Origin of the sequence: Kitasatospora sp. NPDC085895 (genome assembly GCF_040702125.1) — a bacterium.
Taxonomy (GTDB): domain Bacteria; phylum Actinomycetota; class Actinomycetes; order Streptomycetales; family Streptomycetaceae; genus Kitasatospora; species Kitasatospora arboriphila.
In genome coordinates, this window is record NZ_JBFBJY010000014.1 from 61,181 (window position 1) to 76,952 (window position 15,772).

Genomic DNA, 15,772 nt, shown 5'->3' on the forward strand with positions numbered 1-15,772 from the left:
CCGGACGAGCGTTCAAGAGCTGAATCGTAAGAGGATTCAGCTGGCTCAGGCGGGCTCCGAGAGGGACAGCCCGAACCGGCCCTCGGCGTCCGTCCACCAGTGGGTCAGCCGCAGGCCGGCCGCCGCCAGCTCCCGGGCCACCCGCTCCCGCCGGAACTTCGCCGAGACCTCGGTGCGCAGCTCCTCGCCCTCGTCGAAGTGCACCGGCAGGTCCAGCGCCGGGATCTTCACCGTCTGGTCGCGGACGGAGCGCAGCCGCATCTCGATCCACTCCTGCTCGGCGTCCCAGAACGCCACGTGCTCGAAGGCGTCCGGGTCGAAGTCGGCGTCCAGCTCCCGGTCGAGCACGTTCAGCACGTTCTTGTTGAACTCGGCCGTCACCCCGGCCGCGTCGTCGTACGCGGCGACCAGCACCGCCGGGTCCTTCACCAGGTCGGTGCCGAGCAGCAGCGCGTCGCCCGGCTCCATGGCCGCCCGCAGGGTGCGCAGGAAGCCGGCCCGCTCGGCGGGCACGAAGTTGCCGAGCGTGCCGCCGAGGAAGGCCACCAGTCTCGGCCCGCCGCCGGGCGGCAGCCCGAGCCCCTGGGTGAAGTCGGACAGCACCGCGTGCACGTCGGTGCCCGGGTAGTCGGCGATCAGCGCCTTGCCCGCGGCCTCCAGCGCGCTCTCGCTGACGTCGACCGGCACGTACCCCCGCAGGCTGCCGATCCCGTTCAGCGCGTCCAGCAGCAGCCGGGTCTTCTCCGAGGAGCCCGACCCGAGCTCCACCAGGGTGCGGGCCCGGGTGAGCGCGGCGATCTCGCCGGCCCGGTCGGTCAGGATCTCCCGCTCGGCCCGGGTCGGGTAGTACTCGGGCAGCCGGGTGATCTCCTCGAAGAGCTCGCTGCCCCGCGCGTCGTAGAACCACTTCGGCGGCAGCCACTTGGGACTCGCGGTCAGGCCCCGCTGCACGTCGTGCCGTAGCGCGTGGCTGAAGTGGTCGGCGGGCAGCAGGCGGGTCAGGTCGAAGGTGCTCACGGCGAGTCGTCCTCTCGCATCGGGCGGTCGGCCGCGGGTGCGGGCCGGTCGCTCTCCTCCTCGGTGCGCCCCGGTCGGGCGGACTCCTGTGCGGCGGGCGCCGGTTCGGCGCGGTCGATGGGGTGCAGCGCCACGCCCGCCGGTCCGGCGAGCAGCAGCGTGCGGTCGGGGACCTCGGTCCAGCCGGGTCCGTCGTCGTACGGCTCCGAGGCGACCACCACGCCCGGGCCGGATCGGTGGAACAGCGTGTCGCCCCAGGCCGTCGCGGCGATCGAGGTCCCGTCGGTGACGAGCAGGTTGAGCCTGGCGTCGCCGTACTTGGCGGCCTCCCGGACGGTGTCGGCCAGCGCCTCGCCCAGCTCGGCGCCGGTGCGCAGTCCGGCCAGCAGCAGCGCCCACAGCAGGGCCGAGTCGCTGCGCGCCTCCAGCGCCATCAGGTCGGCCGGCGGCAGGGTGGCGGCGAGCGGGCCGTACCGCTCCGGCCAGCCGGGCAGGGCGCCGTTGTGGCTGAACAGCAGCCGCCCGGCGGCGAACGGCGCGGCGGCGGCCTCGCCGGGCGCGCAGCCGGCGGTGGCCGAGCGGACGGCGGCCAGCAGGGCCCGGGTGCGCACCACCCGGGCGAGGTCGGCGAGGTTCTCGTCCGCCCAGATCGGCCCGGTCCGGCGGTAGCGGGCGGGCCGCTCGTCGCCCGGCGCGTACCAGCCGATCCCGAAGCCGTCGGCGTTCACCGTGCCGTACCGCTGCCGCCGGGGCGCCCAGGACTGCCGGACGAGCCCGTACGGCGGGTCGAACAGCAGCGCGCCGAGCGGCAGTTCACCGCCGAGGTAGGCGAGGTGGCGACACATCAGGCGCCCTCCGTGCCGCCGGCGGCGTCGGCGGAGCGGGCGGTGCGGAACCCGGCGAAGATCTGCCGCCGGACCGGGTAGTCCCAGTTGCGGAAGGTCCCGCGGCAGGCGACCGGCGCCACCGCGAAGGAGCCGCCGCGCAGCACCTTGTACTCCGGGCCGAAGAACACCTCGGAGTACTCCTTGTACGGCCACGGGGCGAAGCCCGGATAGGGCAGGAAGTCGCTGGCCGTCCACTCCCAGACGTCGCCGATCAGCTGCCGGGCGCCGCAGGGGGCGGTGCCCTCCGGGTAGCTGCCGGCCGGGGCGGGCTGCAGGTGCCGCTGGCCGAGGTTGGCGTGCTCGGCGGCGGGCGGCCCGTCCCCCCACGGGTAGCGCCGGGAGCGGCCGGAGGCCGGGTCGAAGCGGGCGGCCTTCTCCCACTCGGCCTCGGTGGGCAGCCGCCGCCCGGCCCAGCGGGCGTACGCGTCGGCCTCGTACCAGCTCACGTGCAGCACCGGCTCGTCCGGCGGGACGGGTTCGACGGTGCCGAACCGGCGGCGCAGCCACTGGCCGCCGTCCCGGCTCCAGAAGAGCGGGGCGGTCAGGCCGGCCTGCATCCGGTGCTCCCAGCCGGCCGGTGTCCACCAGCGCGGCTCCCGGTAGCCGCCGTCCTCGACGAAGGCCAGGTAGGCGGCGTTGGTGACGGGCACGGTGTCCAGCCAGTACGCGGGCAGGTCCACCCGGTGCGCGGGCCGCTCGTTGTCCAGTGCCCACGGCTCGGTGTCGGTGCCCATGGTGAACGGGCCCGCGGGGACGAGGACTTCGGCGGGCAGCCGGTCGGCCGGGGCGGCCGGCGGGGGAGGGGCGGCCAGCACGGCGGCGCCCTGTCGCAGCTGATGGGTGATCAGCATGGTCTCGTCGTGCTGCTGCTCGTGCTGGGCGATCATGCCGAAGGCGAAGCCGGCGTCCAGCAGCGGCGCGCCCTCCAGCGGGCTGGCCTCCAGCAGGTCGAGGACCCTGCCGCGGACCTCGTGCGCGTAGCGCCGGGCCTCGTCGGGCGGCAGCAGCGGCAGGCTCGGCCGCTCGGCCCGCGGGTGCTCGAAGGCGTCGTAGAGCGGGTCGATCTCGGGGTGCATCGGGTCGTGGCCGCCGACGTTGCGCAGCAGCCACAGCTCCTCCTGGTTGCCGATGTGCGCGAGGTCCCAGACCAGCGGCGACATCAGCGGGGAGTGCTGGGCGGTGAGGTCGTGGTCGTCCACGCAGCCGGTGAGCCCGGCGGTGCGGTCGCGGGCGGCCAGCAGCTCGGTGGCGATCGCCTCGCGGAGCGTCGCCGGGTCGGTGCGGTCGGCGTTCAGCACGGTGCGTCCTCCTCGACGGCGGGGCGGCGGCCCACGCGCACGGCGTCCAACTGGTCGTCAGCCGGGCAGCGGCCCCGGGCGGGGTAGCGGTCGGCGTACTCGGCCAGGGCGCGGCGCAGCCCGGCGGTGTCCGGCCGGCGGGCGAGCGCCCGTTCGGCGGCGGCGAAGCAGGCGAGCGCGGCCTGCCGCAGCTCGGGGTCGGTGGTGGCGAGCGCGGCGGCCCGCCGCCAGAGGCTGCAGCGCGGGGGCGGCAGCGCCCGGTCGTGGCCGAGCGGCTCCAGCGCGGCGAGCGCGGCGTCGGTCGCCTCCGGGTCGTCGAGCAGCGCGGTGACCAGGGCGAGCGGCACGAGCCAGCCGTCGCCGGGCTGGGCGTCGATCATGCGCAGCTCCAGGTGGCCGCGCGGCCGGACGGGCGGGAAGAGCGTGGTGCGGTGGTACTCGAGGTCGGCGAGGGTGGCGGGCCGCTCGCCCGCGCCGCGCAGCCACTGCCGGAAGGTGAGACCCGGCGGCGCCGTCCAGGACCGGCCCTCGGGCCGCCGCACGCAGAGCACCTCGGCGTCCAGCACGTACCGGGCCCAGGCATCGCGCGGGTCGCCGTCGGGCGGCGGCGCGAGGGTGCGGGTCGGGTCCATCCGGGACCACACCACCTGGCGGCTGGACCGGAATCCGGTCGGCCGGCCGTCCAGCAGCGGGGAGTTGGCGAACGCGGCGACCAGCACCGGGCCGAGCCGGTGGACGAGCCGCCAGCGGCGGGCCACGGCGGCCTCGGTGCCGGCGTCCACGCAGACCTGCACCGAGGCGGTGCCGGTCATCATGATCCGGCCCCAGGGCCCGGCGCGGTCGAAGAAGGTCTGCATCGCCCGGTAGCGGGGGTGTTCGGCCTGCATCCGGCGGGTCCGGCCGAGCGGGTCGGTGCCGCTGCCGGTGAGCCGCAGGCCCTGCCCGGCGAGTGCGGTGCGCAGGGCGGCCTGGTCGCGCAGCAGGTCGGTGGCGCAGGCGGCGGGGGAGTCGGCGGGCCGGGAGCTGAGCTCGACCTGGCCGCCGGGTTCGCGGGTGAAGCGGGAGCCCGCCGGGAAGCGCGGGCCGTCGTGGTCCTCGGGCAGGGCCGCCAGGGCGGCCGTGGTGCGGGCGGGGTCGACCGGCTGCTCGGGACATCGGCTGTCGTGGACGAACCACTCGGCCTCCACCCCGACCAGGGCGGGTGGCCCGATCTTGAAGCAGATTCCGGCCAGATGGGTCTCGGCGGACGCCTCGGTCAGCGGCGTCACGCTGGGTGTCTGATCGATTTCTTCGGTGCTGCGCTGCGGACGGACGGGTATCACCGGACTCACCATCCCTCGGTACGCGGTTGCGGCCCGGTATTTCCTGCTCAGTCTGCTACGCGGCAAACATCGCCGCCGCTCAACGCAGGTCAGGCGCATGCCAGCCGGTGCAGCGCGCGTTCCAGTACCGGCAGCGGCAGGGCGTAGTTGAGCCGGAGCAGCCCCGGCCGGGGCGCTCCGAAGTCCGACCCGTCCGCCAGTTCGACGTCACGCTCCGTCATTGCCTGCTCTCTCGCCCGTTCGGGTGGCAGACCGAGGGCGGCCCCGTCCAGCCACAGCAGGTACGAGGCCTGGGGGCGGGCGAGCACGGCCGGGCCGAGCGCCGCCAGGGCGAGGTCCCGGGCGGCGACGAGGTGCCGCAGCAGTCCGTCCAGCCAGTCGCCGCCCTCGGCCAGGGCGGCGCGCTGGACGATCTGCTCCAGCAGTCCGCCCTCCCACACCCCGAGGGCGGCGGCCCGGTCGCGGACCCGGTCGCGCAGGCCGGGATCCGGCACCAGCAGCCAACAGCTGGGGATGCCCGAGGTGTTGAAGGTCTTGCCGACCGATCCCACGGTCACCGTGTGCCGGGCCGCGGCCGGATCGGCGACGGCCACCGCGACGGGGTGGGGCAGGCCGTGGTCGGGGTGGACGAGGTCGCCGTGCACCTCGTCCGAGACCAGCAGGCCGCCTTCGGCGGCGGCGAGGGCGGCCAGCGCGCCCACCTCGGCGGCCGTGCGCAGCCGCCCGGTCGGGTTGTGCGGACTGCTGACCAGCAGCACCCCGGGGCGCTGCGCGGCGAAGCGGTCGACGGGCAGCCCGGACGGGTCGTCGGCGCGGCCGTGCGGGACGGCGGTGAAGGGCAGGCCGGCCGCCGCGCAGAGCCCGGCGAAGCCGCCCCACTCCGGCGCCGCCGCGACGGCGGTGCGGCCGCGGACGAGCGGTGCGGCGGCGTCCAGCAGCACCCGCATCGCGGTGCGCGGACCGCAGGGCAGGCAGAGCACCCACGCCGGGTCGACGGCCGCGCAGTGCCGCCGGCGGTACCAGTCGGCGACCAGACGCGGGCCGTCCGGATCGGCGACGGTGTAGCCGAACGCCGGGTGGCGGGCCCGCTCCGCCAGGGCGGCGCCGATCGCGGCGGGGCCGGGGAGGTCCATGTCGGCGAGGCCGAGGGCGATCCGGCCCCGGCCGGCCCGGGCCCACTTGCTGCTGCCCGTCCCGCTGCGGTCGAAGGACTCCGTCACCGCCGCTCCTTCCGTCCGGTCGCCGGACGGCGACCGCCGCCTCCACGCTACGGGTGCGGCGGGCGAGCGTGCAGCATGCCCAAAAGGGGAGCGCTCCCACGGGAGTTCAGGTTTCGCATCGTCAACTCCGTCCGATGCCTTGACGGGGCATGGCCTTCGTGGCTTGATATCCCATGAGCTCAGGGCCTGACCCTGAAGCGCGGGTTGAGAAGATCCGCTGCTCCGGCGACTCGTCGACCAAGCTCCGACTGTTCCATCGACGGATCGTCGATCTCCAGTAAATGGGAGCGCTCCCACTCGCGACTCCCTCCGATGCACGTCAGGGTCCCTCCCCCACCCGAAAGGACTCCGTAAGTGCCTTCCCCCATCATGCGGCGTCTGCGCACGTCGGCAGCGGCCGCGGCGCTAGGCGTCGCAGCCGTGCTGCCGCTCGCGACGGCCGTCCAGCCCGCAGCCGCGGCCGAGGCCAAGCTCGACAACCCGTATGCCGGCGCCAAGGTCTACGTGAACCCGGACTGGTCCGCCAAGGCCGCCGCCGAGCCCGGCGGTTCCGCGGTCGCCAACCAGCCGACCTTCGTCTGGATGGACCGGATCGCCGCGATCAGCGGCTCCTCCGCCGCCAAGGGCCTGCGCGCCCACCTGGACACCGCCCTCGCCCAGGGCGCCAACCTGGTGCAGATCGTCATCTACGACCTGCCCGGCCGCGACTGCTCCGCCCTCGCCTCCAACGGTGAGCTCGGCGCCACCGAGATCGGCCGCTACAAGACCGAGTACATCGACCCGATCGCCGCGATCATGTCGGACTCCAAGTACGCGGGCCTGCGGATCGTCAACGTCATCGAGCCCGACTCGCTGCCGAACCTGGTCACCAACGCCGGCGGCACCGCCGGTTCGACCGACGCCTGCGCCACCATGAAGGCGAACGGCAACTACGAGGCCGGCGTCGGCTACGCCCTGCACACCCTGGGCGCCATCCCGAACGTCTACAACTACATCGACGCCGCGCACCACGGCTGGCTCGGCTGGGACTCCAACATGGGCCCCGCCGCCACCGAGTTCAAGAAGGCCGCCACCACCGGCGGCGCCACCGTCAACGACGTGGCCGGCTTCATCGTCAACACCGCCAACTACAGCGCGCTGACCGAGCCGTACTTCAAGGTCACCGACTCGGTGAACGGCACCACCGTGCGCCAGTCCAAGTGGGTCGACTGGAACTACTACGTCGACGAGCTGTCCTTCGCCCAGGCGCTGCGCACCAAGCTGGTCGGCGAGGGCTTCAACAGCAGCATCGGCATGCTGATCGACACCTCCCGCAACGGCTGGGGCGGCACCGCCCGTCCGGCCGGCCCCGGCCCGCTGACCTCCGTCGACGACTACGTCAACGGCGGCCGGACCGACCGCCGCATCCACGCCGGCAACTGGTGCAACCAGAGCGGTGCCGGCCTCGGCGAGCGCCCGACCGCCGCGCCCGCCACGGGCATCGACGCCTACGTGTGGGCCAAGCCCCCGGGCGAGTCCGACGGCGCGAGCCAGGCGATCGCGAACGACGAGGGCAAGGGCTTCGACCGGATGTGCGACCCGACCTACACGGGCAACGGTCGCAACGGCAACAGCATGTCCGGCGCCCTGCCGAACTCGCCGCTCGCCGGCGCCTGGTTCTCCGCGCAGTTCCAGCAGCTGCTGGCCAACGCCTACCCGCCGGTCGGCGGCACCACCACCGACACCCAGGCCCCGAGCGCCCCGACCGGTCTGACCTCGCCGGCGAAGACCTCCGGCAGCGTCTCGCTGTCCTGGACGGCCTCCACCGACAACGTGGGCGTCACCGGCTACGACGTGTACCGGGGCGGCACGCTGGTCGGCTCGTCCGTGACCACCTCGTTCACCGACACCGGTCTGACCGCCTCCACGGCGTACAGCTACACGGTCAAGGCGAAGGACGCGGCCGGCAACGTCTCGGCGGCCTCCACGGCGCTCTCCGTCACCACCTCGGCCGGTGGCACCACCGACACCCAGGCCCCGAGCGCCCCGACCGGTCTGACCTCGCCGGCGAAGACCTCCGGCAGCGTCTCGCTGTCCTGGACGGCCTCCACCGACAACGTCGGTGTCACCGGCTACGACGTGTACCGGGGCGGCACGCTGGTCGGCTCGTCCGTGACCACCTCGTTCACCGACACCGGTCTGACCGCCTCCACGGCGTACAGCTACACGGTCAAGGCGAAGGACGCGGCCGGCAACGTCTCGGCGGCCTCCACGGCGCTCTCCGTCACCACCTCCGGCACCGGCAACGGTTCCGGCTGCACCGCCACCTACAAGGTGAGCAGCGACTGGGGTGCCGGCTTCAACGCCGACGTCACCGTCACCAACAACGGCACCACGGCGATCAACGGCTGGAAGGTCACCTGGACCTACGGCGGCCAGCAGAAGATCTCCAACCTCTGGAACGGCAGCTACACCCAGACCGGCCAGGCGGTGACCGTCACCAACGCGGCGTACAACGGCGCGATCGGGGCAGGCGGCTCGGCGGGCTTCGGCTTCGGGGCCACCAACTCGGGCGGCAGCAACGCCGTCCCGACGCTGACCTGCACGGCGCTGTGACCCGCACCGCGACCTGATCGCGGAGCCGGGCGGCCGATCCCACGGCGGTGGGATCGGCCGCCCTCCCGCATGCGGGGGCAACCCCCCAGGGCGGCGGAAACCCCCTGGGGGTCACCCCTGCTCGGAACGCCCGGCAGCGAGTTCGAAGGCGGAGTTGACCAGGGCCACGTGGCTGAACGCCTGGGGCATGTTGCCGAGTTGGCGCCCGGAGTGCGGGTCCCACTCCTCGGCCAGCAGTCCGACGTCGTTGCCGAGCGAGACCAGCCGGACGAACAGGTCGCGGGCCTCGCCGGTCCGCCCGATCGCGCCGAGGGCGTCCGCGAGCCAGAACGAGCAGGCCAGGAAGGCGCCTTCGTTGCCGGGCAGGCCGTCCGCGGGGGAGCCCGCCGAGTAGCGCCGGATCAGCCCGCCGTGGTCCAGCCCGGTGCGGACGGCGTCCACCGTGCGCACCACCCGCGGGTCGTCCGGCGGCAGGAAGCCGCTCTTCACGACGAAGAGCGTGGCGGCGTCCAGGTCCCGTGCGCCGTAGTCCTGGACGAACAGGCCGCGGCGGCGGTCCACGCCGTTCTCGCAGACGTCCGCGTGCACCGCGTCCCGCATCTCCCGCCAGCGGTCCACCGGGGCGGGCAGGCCGGTGAGTTCGGCCATCTTGAGGGCGCGGTCGGCGGCGACCCAGGCCATCACCTTGGAGTGCACGAAGTGCCGCCGGGCGCCGCGCACCTCCCACAGACCCTCGTCGGGTTCCGTCCAGTGCTTCTCCAGGTAGGCCATGAGCGTCCGCAACAGGCTCCAGACCTGGCGTTCCATCGGGATCCCGGCCTGCAGGGCGAGGTGCATGGTGTCCACCACCTCGCCGTAGACGTCGAGTTGGAGCTGGCGGACGGCGACGTTGCCGAACCGCACCGGCGTCGAGCCGTCGTAGCCGGGCAGCCAGTCGGCCTCGATCTCGGGCAGCCCGCGTTCGCCCGCGACGCCGTAGACGGCCTGCAGGTCGCCGGGGTCGCCGGCGATCGCCCGCAGCAGCCACTTGCGCCAGGCGGCCGCCTCCTCGCGGAAGCCGCCGCGCAGCAGCGCGGAGAGGGTGAGGCTGGAGTCGCGCAGCCAGCAGAAGCGGTAGTCCCAGTTGCGTTCGCCGCCGAGCACCTCGGGCAGTGAGGCGGTGGGGGCGGCGACGATCCCGCCGGTGGGCTCGTAGGCGAGCGCCTTGAGGGTGATCAGCGAGCGCAGCACGGCGCGGTGCCACTCGCCGTCGTAGTGGCAGTCGGACGCCCAGCGCTCCCAGCCGTCGAGGGTGCCGGCCAGGGCCTGCGCGGAGTCGGCCCGGGGCGGAGCGTGCAGGTGGGAGGGCTGCCAGGTGAGCACGAAGGGCACCTGGTCGCCCGCGGAGACGATGAAGTCGGAGGCGGTCGTGCCGTCCTCGCCGTAGGTGTGCACCCCGGTCGGCACCCGCAGCCAGGCGGAGTCCGGGCCGGCGACGGCGACCCGGTGGTGCTCGGTGCGGCGGACCCAGGGGTGGACCCGGCCGTAGTTGAACCGCAGCCGCAGCTCGCCGCGCATCGGGACGGTGCCGGAGACGCCCTCGACGATCCGCACCAGTTGGGGGACGCGGTCGCGCTGCGGCATGAAGTCGATGATCCGGACGGTGCCGTCGGGGGTGGCCCAGAGGGACTCCAGGACGAGGCTGTCACCGAGGTAGCGCCGCCGGGTGCACTCGCCGCCGGTGGCGGGTGCGATCCGCCACGCGCCGTGCCGGCGGTCGCCGAGCAGTCCGGCGAAGCAGCTGGGGGAGTCGAAGCGAGGCAGGCAGAGCCAGTCGACCGAACCGTCCTTGCCCACCAGGGCGGCGGTCTGGAGGTCACCGATGAGGGCGTAGTCCTCGATGCGTCCGGCCATCGTGACCATTCTCCGCCGAAGGCGTCAGGAACCGCACGGCGTAAGGAATCCGGAGCCGGGAGGGGTGGAGCCGGGAACTCCCGTTCCGCTTGCAAGGAAGATCAGATCATAGGAAAATCGTGTCGAGTTGTTGGCTTTTTCCTGAACCGGAGGGGGTGCCGTCATGCGGCAACCGAACTGGGTGCCCGCCGGAACAGACCTCGAGAAGCCCAACGCGGCCCGCATGTACGACTACTACCTCGGCGGCTCGCACAACTTCGAGGCAGACCGGCAGATGGCCCGCAAGGCGGTGGAGCTCTGGCCGGAGCTCCCGCGGATCATGCGGGCCAACCGGGCGTTCCTTCGGCGGGCCGTCCAGTACCTCGCCGAGTCCGGCATCACCCGGTTCCTGGACATCGGCTCCGGGATCCCCACCTTCGGCCCGGTCCACGAGGCCGCCCGCCGGACGGCCCCCGACGCCCGCGTGGTGTACGTCGACAACGACCCGGTCGCCGTGGCGCACAGCCGCCTGCTGCTGGAGGACGACCCGCTCAGCAGCGTCGTCCAGGCCGACCTGCGCCACGTCGACGACCTCCTCGCCCGTCCCGAGGTGAGCGGCCTGCTCGCGGCGGGCGAGCCGGTCGCGGTGCTGCTCGTCGCGGTGCTGCACTTCGTGCCGGAGTCCGACGACCCGCACAAGCTGGTCGCCGCGCTGCGCGACGCGCTGCCGCCCGGCAGCGCCCTGGTGCTCTCGCACGCCTCGCTGGAGGGCCGTCCCGACCAGGCCGGCTCCCACCAGGACCTCTACCGGAAGACCCCGACCCCGCTCACCATGCGCGGCCGGGAGGCCATCGAGGCCTTCTTCGACGGCTTCGAGCTGGTCGAGCCCGGGGTGGTCTACCTCCCCGAATGGCGTCCGGACGATCCGCAGGAGGTCGGCCCGCATCCGGAGCGGATGACGGGCGTGGCCGGCGTCGGACGACTCCCGTGAGCGGCGGGCTGCCGGTGGGGGCCGGCAGCACGGAGGGCCTGCGCGCGGAGTGGGCCCGGCTGCTCGGCGGCAACCACGGCGGTGCGGTGCACCCGCGGGTCGTCGACAGCCTGGTCGACCGCACCGCCGAGCTGCTCGACCGGGCCCGCCGTGCCCGGCCCTTCGACCCCGTGCCCGCCCGGCAGGCCGGCGCGCTGCTGGTCGACGCGCACTTCACCGACCCGGAGGTGCTGGCCCGGGCGGTCGAGATCCTGCACCGGCAGCCCGCCGCCGACGGCGTCGGCCCGATGCTCTCCGGCGCCTTCGCGGCCGGCTGGGCCGCGGCCCTGCGCGAGCGGACGCTGCGCGAGCAGGAGGCGATCCGGCTGGCCGCGGACACCGCCCGGCACGGCGTGGAGCGCGCCCTGCGCGAGTCCGAGGCCCGCTTCCGTGCGCTGTTCGAGAGCGCGGCGATCGGCATCGGCATCGGGGACGTCGAGGGCAACATCCTGGCCGTGAACAAGGCCATCGGGGAGATCTTCGGGGTCGGCACGGAGGACATGGCGGGCCGCCGGGTCGGCGACCTCGTCCACCCCGAGGACACCCCGGGCGTGTGGGAGGCCTACGGCGACCTCATCAGCGGCAAGCGCGAGTACTTCCAGGTCGACAAGCCGTACTACCGGCGCGACGGCGAGGTGGTCTGGACGCACCTGACCGTCTCGCTGATCCGCGACGCGGACGGCGTGCCCAAGTACCAGGTCGCCATGCTGGAGGACATCACCGACCGTTACCGCCTGCAGGAGCGGCTGCGCCACCAGGCCACCCACGACCCGCTCACCGGCCTGCCCAACCGGGCCGCCTTCTTCGAGCGGCTGGAGCGGCTCTTCGAGGAGCCGGAGCCGGGTGCCCGGTTCGGTCTGTGCTACGTCGACCTCGACGGCTTCAAGGTGGTCAACGACAGCCTCGGCCACGACATGGGCGACCAGCTGCTGACGGCGGTCGCCAGCCGGCTGGACGCCGCGCTCACCCCGCTCGGGCACATGGTGGCCCGGCTCGGCGGCGACGAGTTCGTGGTGCTGCTGGAGAACTGCCGGGGCGAGCAGGAGGCGGTGGCCGCGGCCAAGACGGTGCTCGCCGCGCTGGCCAAGCCGGTGATCGTCGGCGACCACAAGCTCGCCGTCGGCGCCAGCGTCGGCGTCCTCGAACGCCGGGTCGCCACCACCACCCCGGGTGCCGCGGTACGGGCCGCGGACCTGACGCTCTATCGGGCCAAGGAGGCCGGCCGCGGCCGCTGGACGCTCTTCGACCCCAAGGAGAACGCCCGCGCGGTCAGCCGGTACGCGGTGTCCGTGCGGATGCCCTCCGCGCTGGACCGCGGGGAGTTCTTCATCGACTACCAGCCGCTGGTCAACCTCGCCGACGGATCGCTCGCCGCGGTCGAGGCGCTGGTGCGGTGGCGTCACCCGCAGCTCGGCGTGCTCGGGCCCGAGGAGTTCGTCGGCACCGCCGAGGAGACCGGTCTGATCATGCCGCTCGGGCGGTGGGTGCTGGAGCAGGCCTGCGGTCAGGCGGCCGACTGGGTGCGCCGGTTCGGCGACCGGGCGCCGCAGCTGAACGTCAACCTGGCGGTCCGTCAGGCCCGCAACGCCGGGCTGGTCGCCGACCTCGACCGCATCCTGCGGGCGAGCGGTCTGCAGCCCGGCAAGCTGCAGCTGGAGATCACCGAGTCCACCGTGGTCGGCCCCGAGGACGAGGCGCTCAAGTCGCTGCACGGCCTGGTCGACCTCGGCGTCTCGCTGGCCGTGGACGACTTCGGCACCGGCTGGTCGAACCTCGCCTACCTGCGCGACCTTCCGGTCTCCGGGCTGAAGATCGCCGGCTCCTTCGTCGGCGACCTGCACGACCCGGCCAAGGACACCCACCTCGGCTGGCGGATCGTCAGCGGACTCGTCTCGCTCGCGCACACCCTCGGGCTGACCGTCACCGCCGAGGGCGTGGAGAACCGCGCCGACGCCGAGCGGCTGCGGCTGATGGGCTGCGACTGGGCGCAGGGGTGGCACTTCGGCCGCCCCGTCCGCCCCGGCGAGATCGCCCGCCGGATCGCCGAGGCCAACCTGTCGGAGACGGTCGACCTCGCCGAGTGAGGGACCGTCGACTGCCCGTCGAAAAATCGGGCAATTCAGATAAACCCTCCCAAAGTCCTTGACTCGGCGTGACCGCCGTGAGGATGATGGCTGCAACCGGTACCGCTACGGCGGGACGCCAGGTACCGGCCGTCACCGTCGGCGCCGCGTGCGCCCGAGACGACCGACGCATTCCGAGGGCAGGGCCCGGGGGGCTCACCGAGGCCGCGGGGGACGCAGCCCGAGCGTCGTTGATCCGTCTCCATCCCGTTTCCGCGGGCACCCCTGTGCCCTGCCGCCTCCGGAGAGGCCGCTCGCGATGAGCACCACTGCGTCTTCCGACCCGCACCAGCCGTACCCGATGACCAACGGCCGGCCCATGCGCCGAGCCACCGACAGGCCGGAGGGTGCACCGCAGCCCATGCGCCGGGCCGGGGACCTCGCCCCCCGGCACACCGTCAGCCTGGTCGTGCCGGCCCACAACGAGGCCCGCAACATCCCCTGGGTGTTCGAGCAGATCCCCCGTTGCGTGGACGAGGTCATCCTGGTCGACGGCTCCTCCAGCGACGCCACCCTCGCCATGGCGCGGCACTGCCTGCCGACCGTGCGCAACGTCCAGCAGACCGGCCCGGGCAAGGGGAACGCCCTGCGCACCGGATTCGCCGCCGCCACCGGCGAGTACATCGTCATGATGGACGCCGACGGCTCGATGTGGCCCGGCGAGATCCCGCACTACCTGCACTTCCTCGACAACGGGTACGACTTCGTCAAGGGCTCGCGCTGCATCGCCGGCGGCGGATCGCTCGACCTCACCCGCATCCGCGCCCTCGGGAACCGCGCCCTGATCGCCGTGGTCAACCGGCTGTACCACACGGTGCTGACCGACCTCTGCTACGGCTACTGCGCGTTCAACCGCAACTTCCTCGACGAACTCCGGCTGCGCTCGTCCGGCTTCGAGATCGAGGCCGAGATGATCGCGCACGCCCTCCGCTCGGGTCTCCGCATCGCCGAGGTCCCGAGCCTCGAACTTCCCCGCCGCAGCGGTCGCTCGCACCTCCACGCCGTCTCCGACGGCCGCCGGGTGCTGCGGACGCTGATCGCCGAGCGTCCCGGAGCCAGGTCCGCGGCGCCCGTTGCCGTGGGGGAGCGGTGATGAATGGCTACGACCGGCGCACCCCGGCAGCCTGCCCGCGCCCAGCCGCACGAGAATCGCTCTACACCCCCGTCCGGGTGGTCGAGCTGGACCTGGACGAGCCCGGGCGGCTGCATTCGCCCGGCGGTCTCGGCCCCGTCGACCCGGAAGGCCGCGTGTTGGCGTTGGTGCGGCTGCACGGACACCCGCTCGGGTTGGTCCAGGCCACCGGCATGGCAGGCGATCCCGCCACGCTGCGCCGGGCGCTGGTCGAAGCCGCTCACCGGGAACTGCGCGTTCCCTCCCTGTCCACCGCGACACCCGCGGCGCGTCCCCGCCGGACCGGGCCGCCGCGGGTGCCCGCGGACCCGCCGACCGTCACCGTGGTGGTCTGCACCCGCAACCGCCCGCACCTGCTGCGCCGCTGCCTCGACTCGCTGCTGCGCACCGACTACCCGTACACCGACGTCGTCGTGGTGGACAACGCCCCCGACGGCACCGACACCCGGGACATGGTGCTGGAGCACTACAGCGACCGGGTCCGCTACCTGAGCGAACCGGTCCAGGGCTCGGCCCGTGCACGGAACACCGGTCTCGCGGCGGCCCGCGGCGAGGTCTGCGCCTTCGCCGACGACGACCTCGTCGTGGACCGCCGCTGGGTCACCGCCCTCGCCGAGACGTTCCAGGACGACGAGCGGATCGGCTGCGTCACCGGCCTGGTGCTGCCCGCCGAGCTCGACACCGCCGCCCAAGCCGCGCTGGAGAGCTACGGCGGCTACTCCCGCGGCTTCGCGGCCCGCAGCTGGTCGCTGCGCGACGCGACCGCCGACCCCCTGCAGCGCTTCTCCGTCGGCCGCTTCGGTTCCGGCGCCAACATGGCCTTCCGGACGGAGGTGCTCCGTGCCGTGGGCGGCTTCGACCCGGCCACCGGCGCGGGCACGCCGGCCCGCGGCGGCGAAGAGCTCTACGCCTTCTTCTCCGTCTACAACGGCGGCCACGACATCGCCTACCAGCCGGAGGCGATCGTCTGGCACAGCCACCCGCGCACCGACGAGGCGCTGGCCCGGCAGATCTTCAACTTCGGGGTGGGCTTCGGCGCCTACCTGGCCGCCGCGGTCGCGCACCGGCCCGAGGTGCTCGGCGACCTGCTCCGCCGGCTCCCCCGGGGCCTGTGGCAGTGGCAGGCCGTCCACCGCCGGCGGACGACCGAGAACCGCGGCCCCGAGCCGGTGCCCGGCCTCGGGCGGCGCGAGCTGCAGGGCCTGGTGTACGGACCCTTCGGCTACCTGCGCAGTGTCTGGCACCAGCGCGGCGCCCGGGTCGGAGGGTGATCGAC

Annotated in this window: 11 protein-coding genes; 5 read left to right on the forward strand and 6 right to left on the reverse strand. The window is 73.9% G+C overall.

Annotated features, from left to right (window positions below; all coding sequences use genetic code 11):
- Positions 1-45: 45 nt before the first annotated feature.
- From egtD to AB0442_RS11915, 5 genes are all read right to left on the reverse strand, one after another.
- Positions 46-1,017, reverse strand: a complete 972-nt coding sequence (gene egtD, locus AB0442_RS11895; protein WP_366162360.1) for an L-histidine N(alpha)-methyltransferase — start codon at positions 1,015-1,017, stop codon at positions 46-48.
- Positions 1,014-1,862 (reverse strand): ergothioneine biosynthesis protein EgtC, encoded by an 849-nt coding sequence (gene egtC / locus AB0442_RS11900; RefSeq protein ID WP_366162361.1) that lies wholly within the window; start codon positions 1,860-1,862, stop codon positions 1,014-1,016. Before egtC ends, egtD begins: the two co-directional genes overlap by 4 nt.
- Positions 1,862-3,202 carry an ergothioneine biosynthesis protein EgtB gene (egtB, locus tag AB0442_RS11905; protein WP_366162362.1) on the reverse strand — a complete coding sequence of 447 codons (1,341 nt, stop codon included), beginning with the start codon at positions 3,200-3,202 and terminating at the stop codon, positions 1,862-1,864. The genes egtC and egtB overlap by 1 nt, the downstream gene beginning before the upstream one ends.
- Positions 3,196-4,470, reverse strand: coding sequence for an ergothioneine biosynthesis glutamate--cysteine ligase EgtA (egtA, locus tag AB0442_RS11910; RefSeq protein WP_366162363.1), 1,275 nt, complete (start codon positions 4,468-4,470; stop codon positions 3,196-3,198). Before egtA ends, egtB begins: the two co-directional genes overlap by 7 nt.
- Positions 4,471-4,613: 143 nt before the next feature.
- The gene (locus tag AB0442_RS11915) at positions 4,614-5,744 is read right to left on the reverse strand and encodes an aminotransferase class I/II-fold pyridoxal phosphate-dependent enzyme (protein ID WP_366162365.1); all 1,131 of its coding nucleotides are present in this window, start codon (positions 5,742-5,744) and stop codon (positions 4,614-4,616) included.
- A gap of 369 nt (positions 5,745-6,113) precedes the next feature.
- Here AB0442_RS11915 and AB0442_RS11920 point away from each other — a divergent pair, with 369 nt between their 5' ends.
- Entirely contained in the window at positions 6,114-8,339 is a 2,226-nt protein-coding gene (locus AB0442_RS11920; RefSeq protein WP_366162435.1) for a glycoside hydrolase family 6 protein, read from the forward strand.
- Between the two features lie 111 nt (positions 8,340-8,450).
- Here AB0442_RS11920 and AB0442_RS11925 read toward each other — a convergent pair whose 3' ends face one another.
- Positions 8,451-10,232 (reverse strand): glycoside hydrolase family 15 protein, encoded by a 1,782-nt coding sequence (locus AB0442_RS11925; protein ID WP_366162366.1) that lies wholly within the window; start codon positions 10,230-10,232, stop codon positions 8,451-8,453.
- Between the two features lie 163 nt (positions 10,233-10,395).
- On the opposite strand from AB0442_RS11925, the gene AB0442_RS11930 reads away from it, so the two are divergent.
- From AB0442_RS11930 to AB0442_RS11945, 4 genes are all read left to right on the forward strand, one after another.
- Positions 10,396-11,202 carry an SAM-dependent methyltransferase gene (locus tag AB0442_RS11930; RefSeq protein WP_344625461.1) on the forward strand — a complete coding sequence of 269 codons (807 nt, stop codon included), beginning with the start codon at positions 10,396-10,398 and terminating at the stop codon, positions 11,200-11,202.
- Positions 11,199-13,325 (forward strand): EAL domain-containing protein, encoded by a 2,127-nt coding sequence (locus tag AB0442_RS11935; protein ID WP_366162367.1) that lies wholly within the window; start codon positions 11,199-11,201, stop codon positions 13,323-13,325. Before AB0442_RS11930 ends, AB0442_RS11935 begins: the two co-directional genes overlap by 4 nt.
- A gap of 298 nt (positions 13,326-13,623) precedes the next feature.
- The gene (locus AB0442_RS11940; RefSeq protein WP_366162368.1) at positions 13,624-14,457 is read left to right on the forward strand and encodes a glycosyltransferase family 2 protein; all 834 of its coding nucleotides are present in this window, start codon (positions 13,624-13,626) and stop codon (positions 14,455-14,457) included.
- Positions 14,457-15,767: a glycosyltransferase gene (locus tag AB0442_RS11945; protein WP_366162369.1), complete on the forward strand. Its 1,311-nt coding sequence runs from the start codon at positions 14,457-14,459 to the stop codon at positions 15,765-15,767. The genes AB0442_RS11940 and AB0442_RS11945 overlap by 1 nt, the downstream gene beginning before the upstream one ends.
- Positions 15,768-15,772 lie beyond the last annotated feature (5 nt).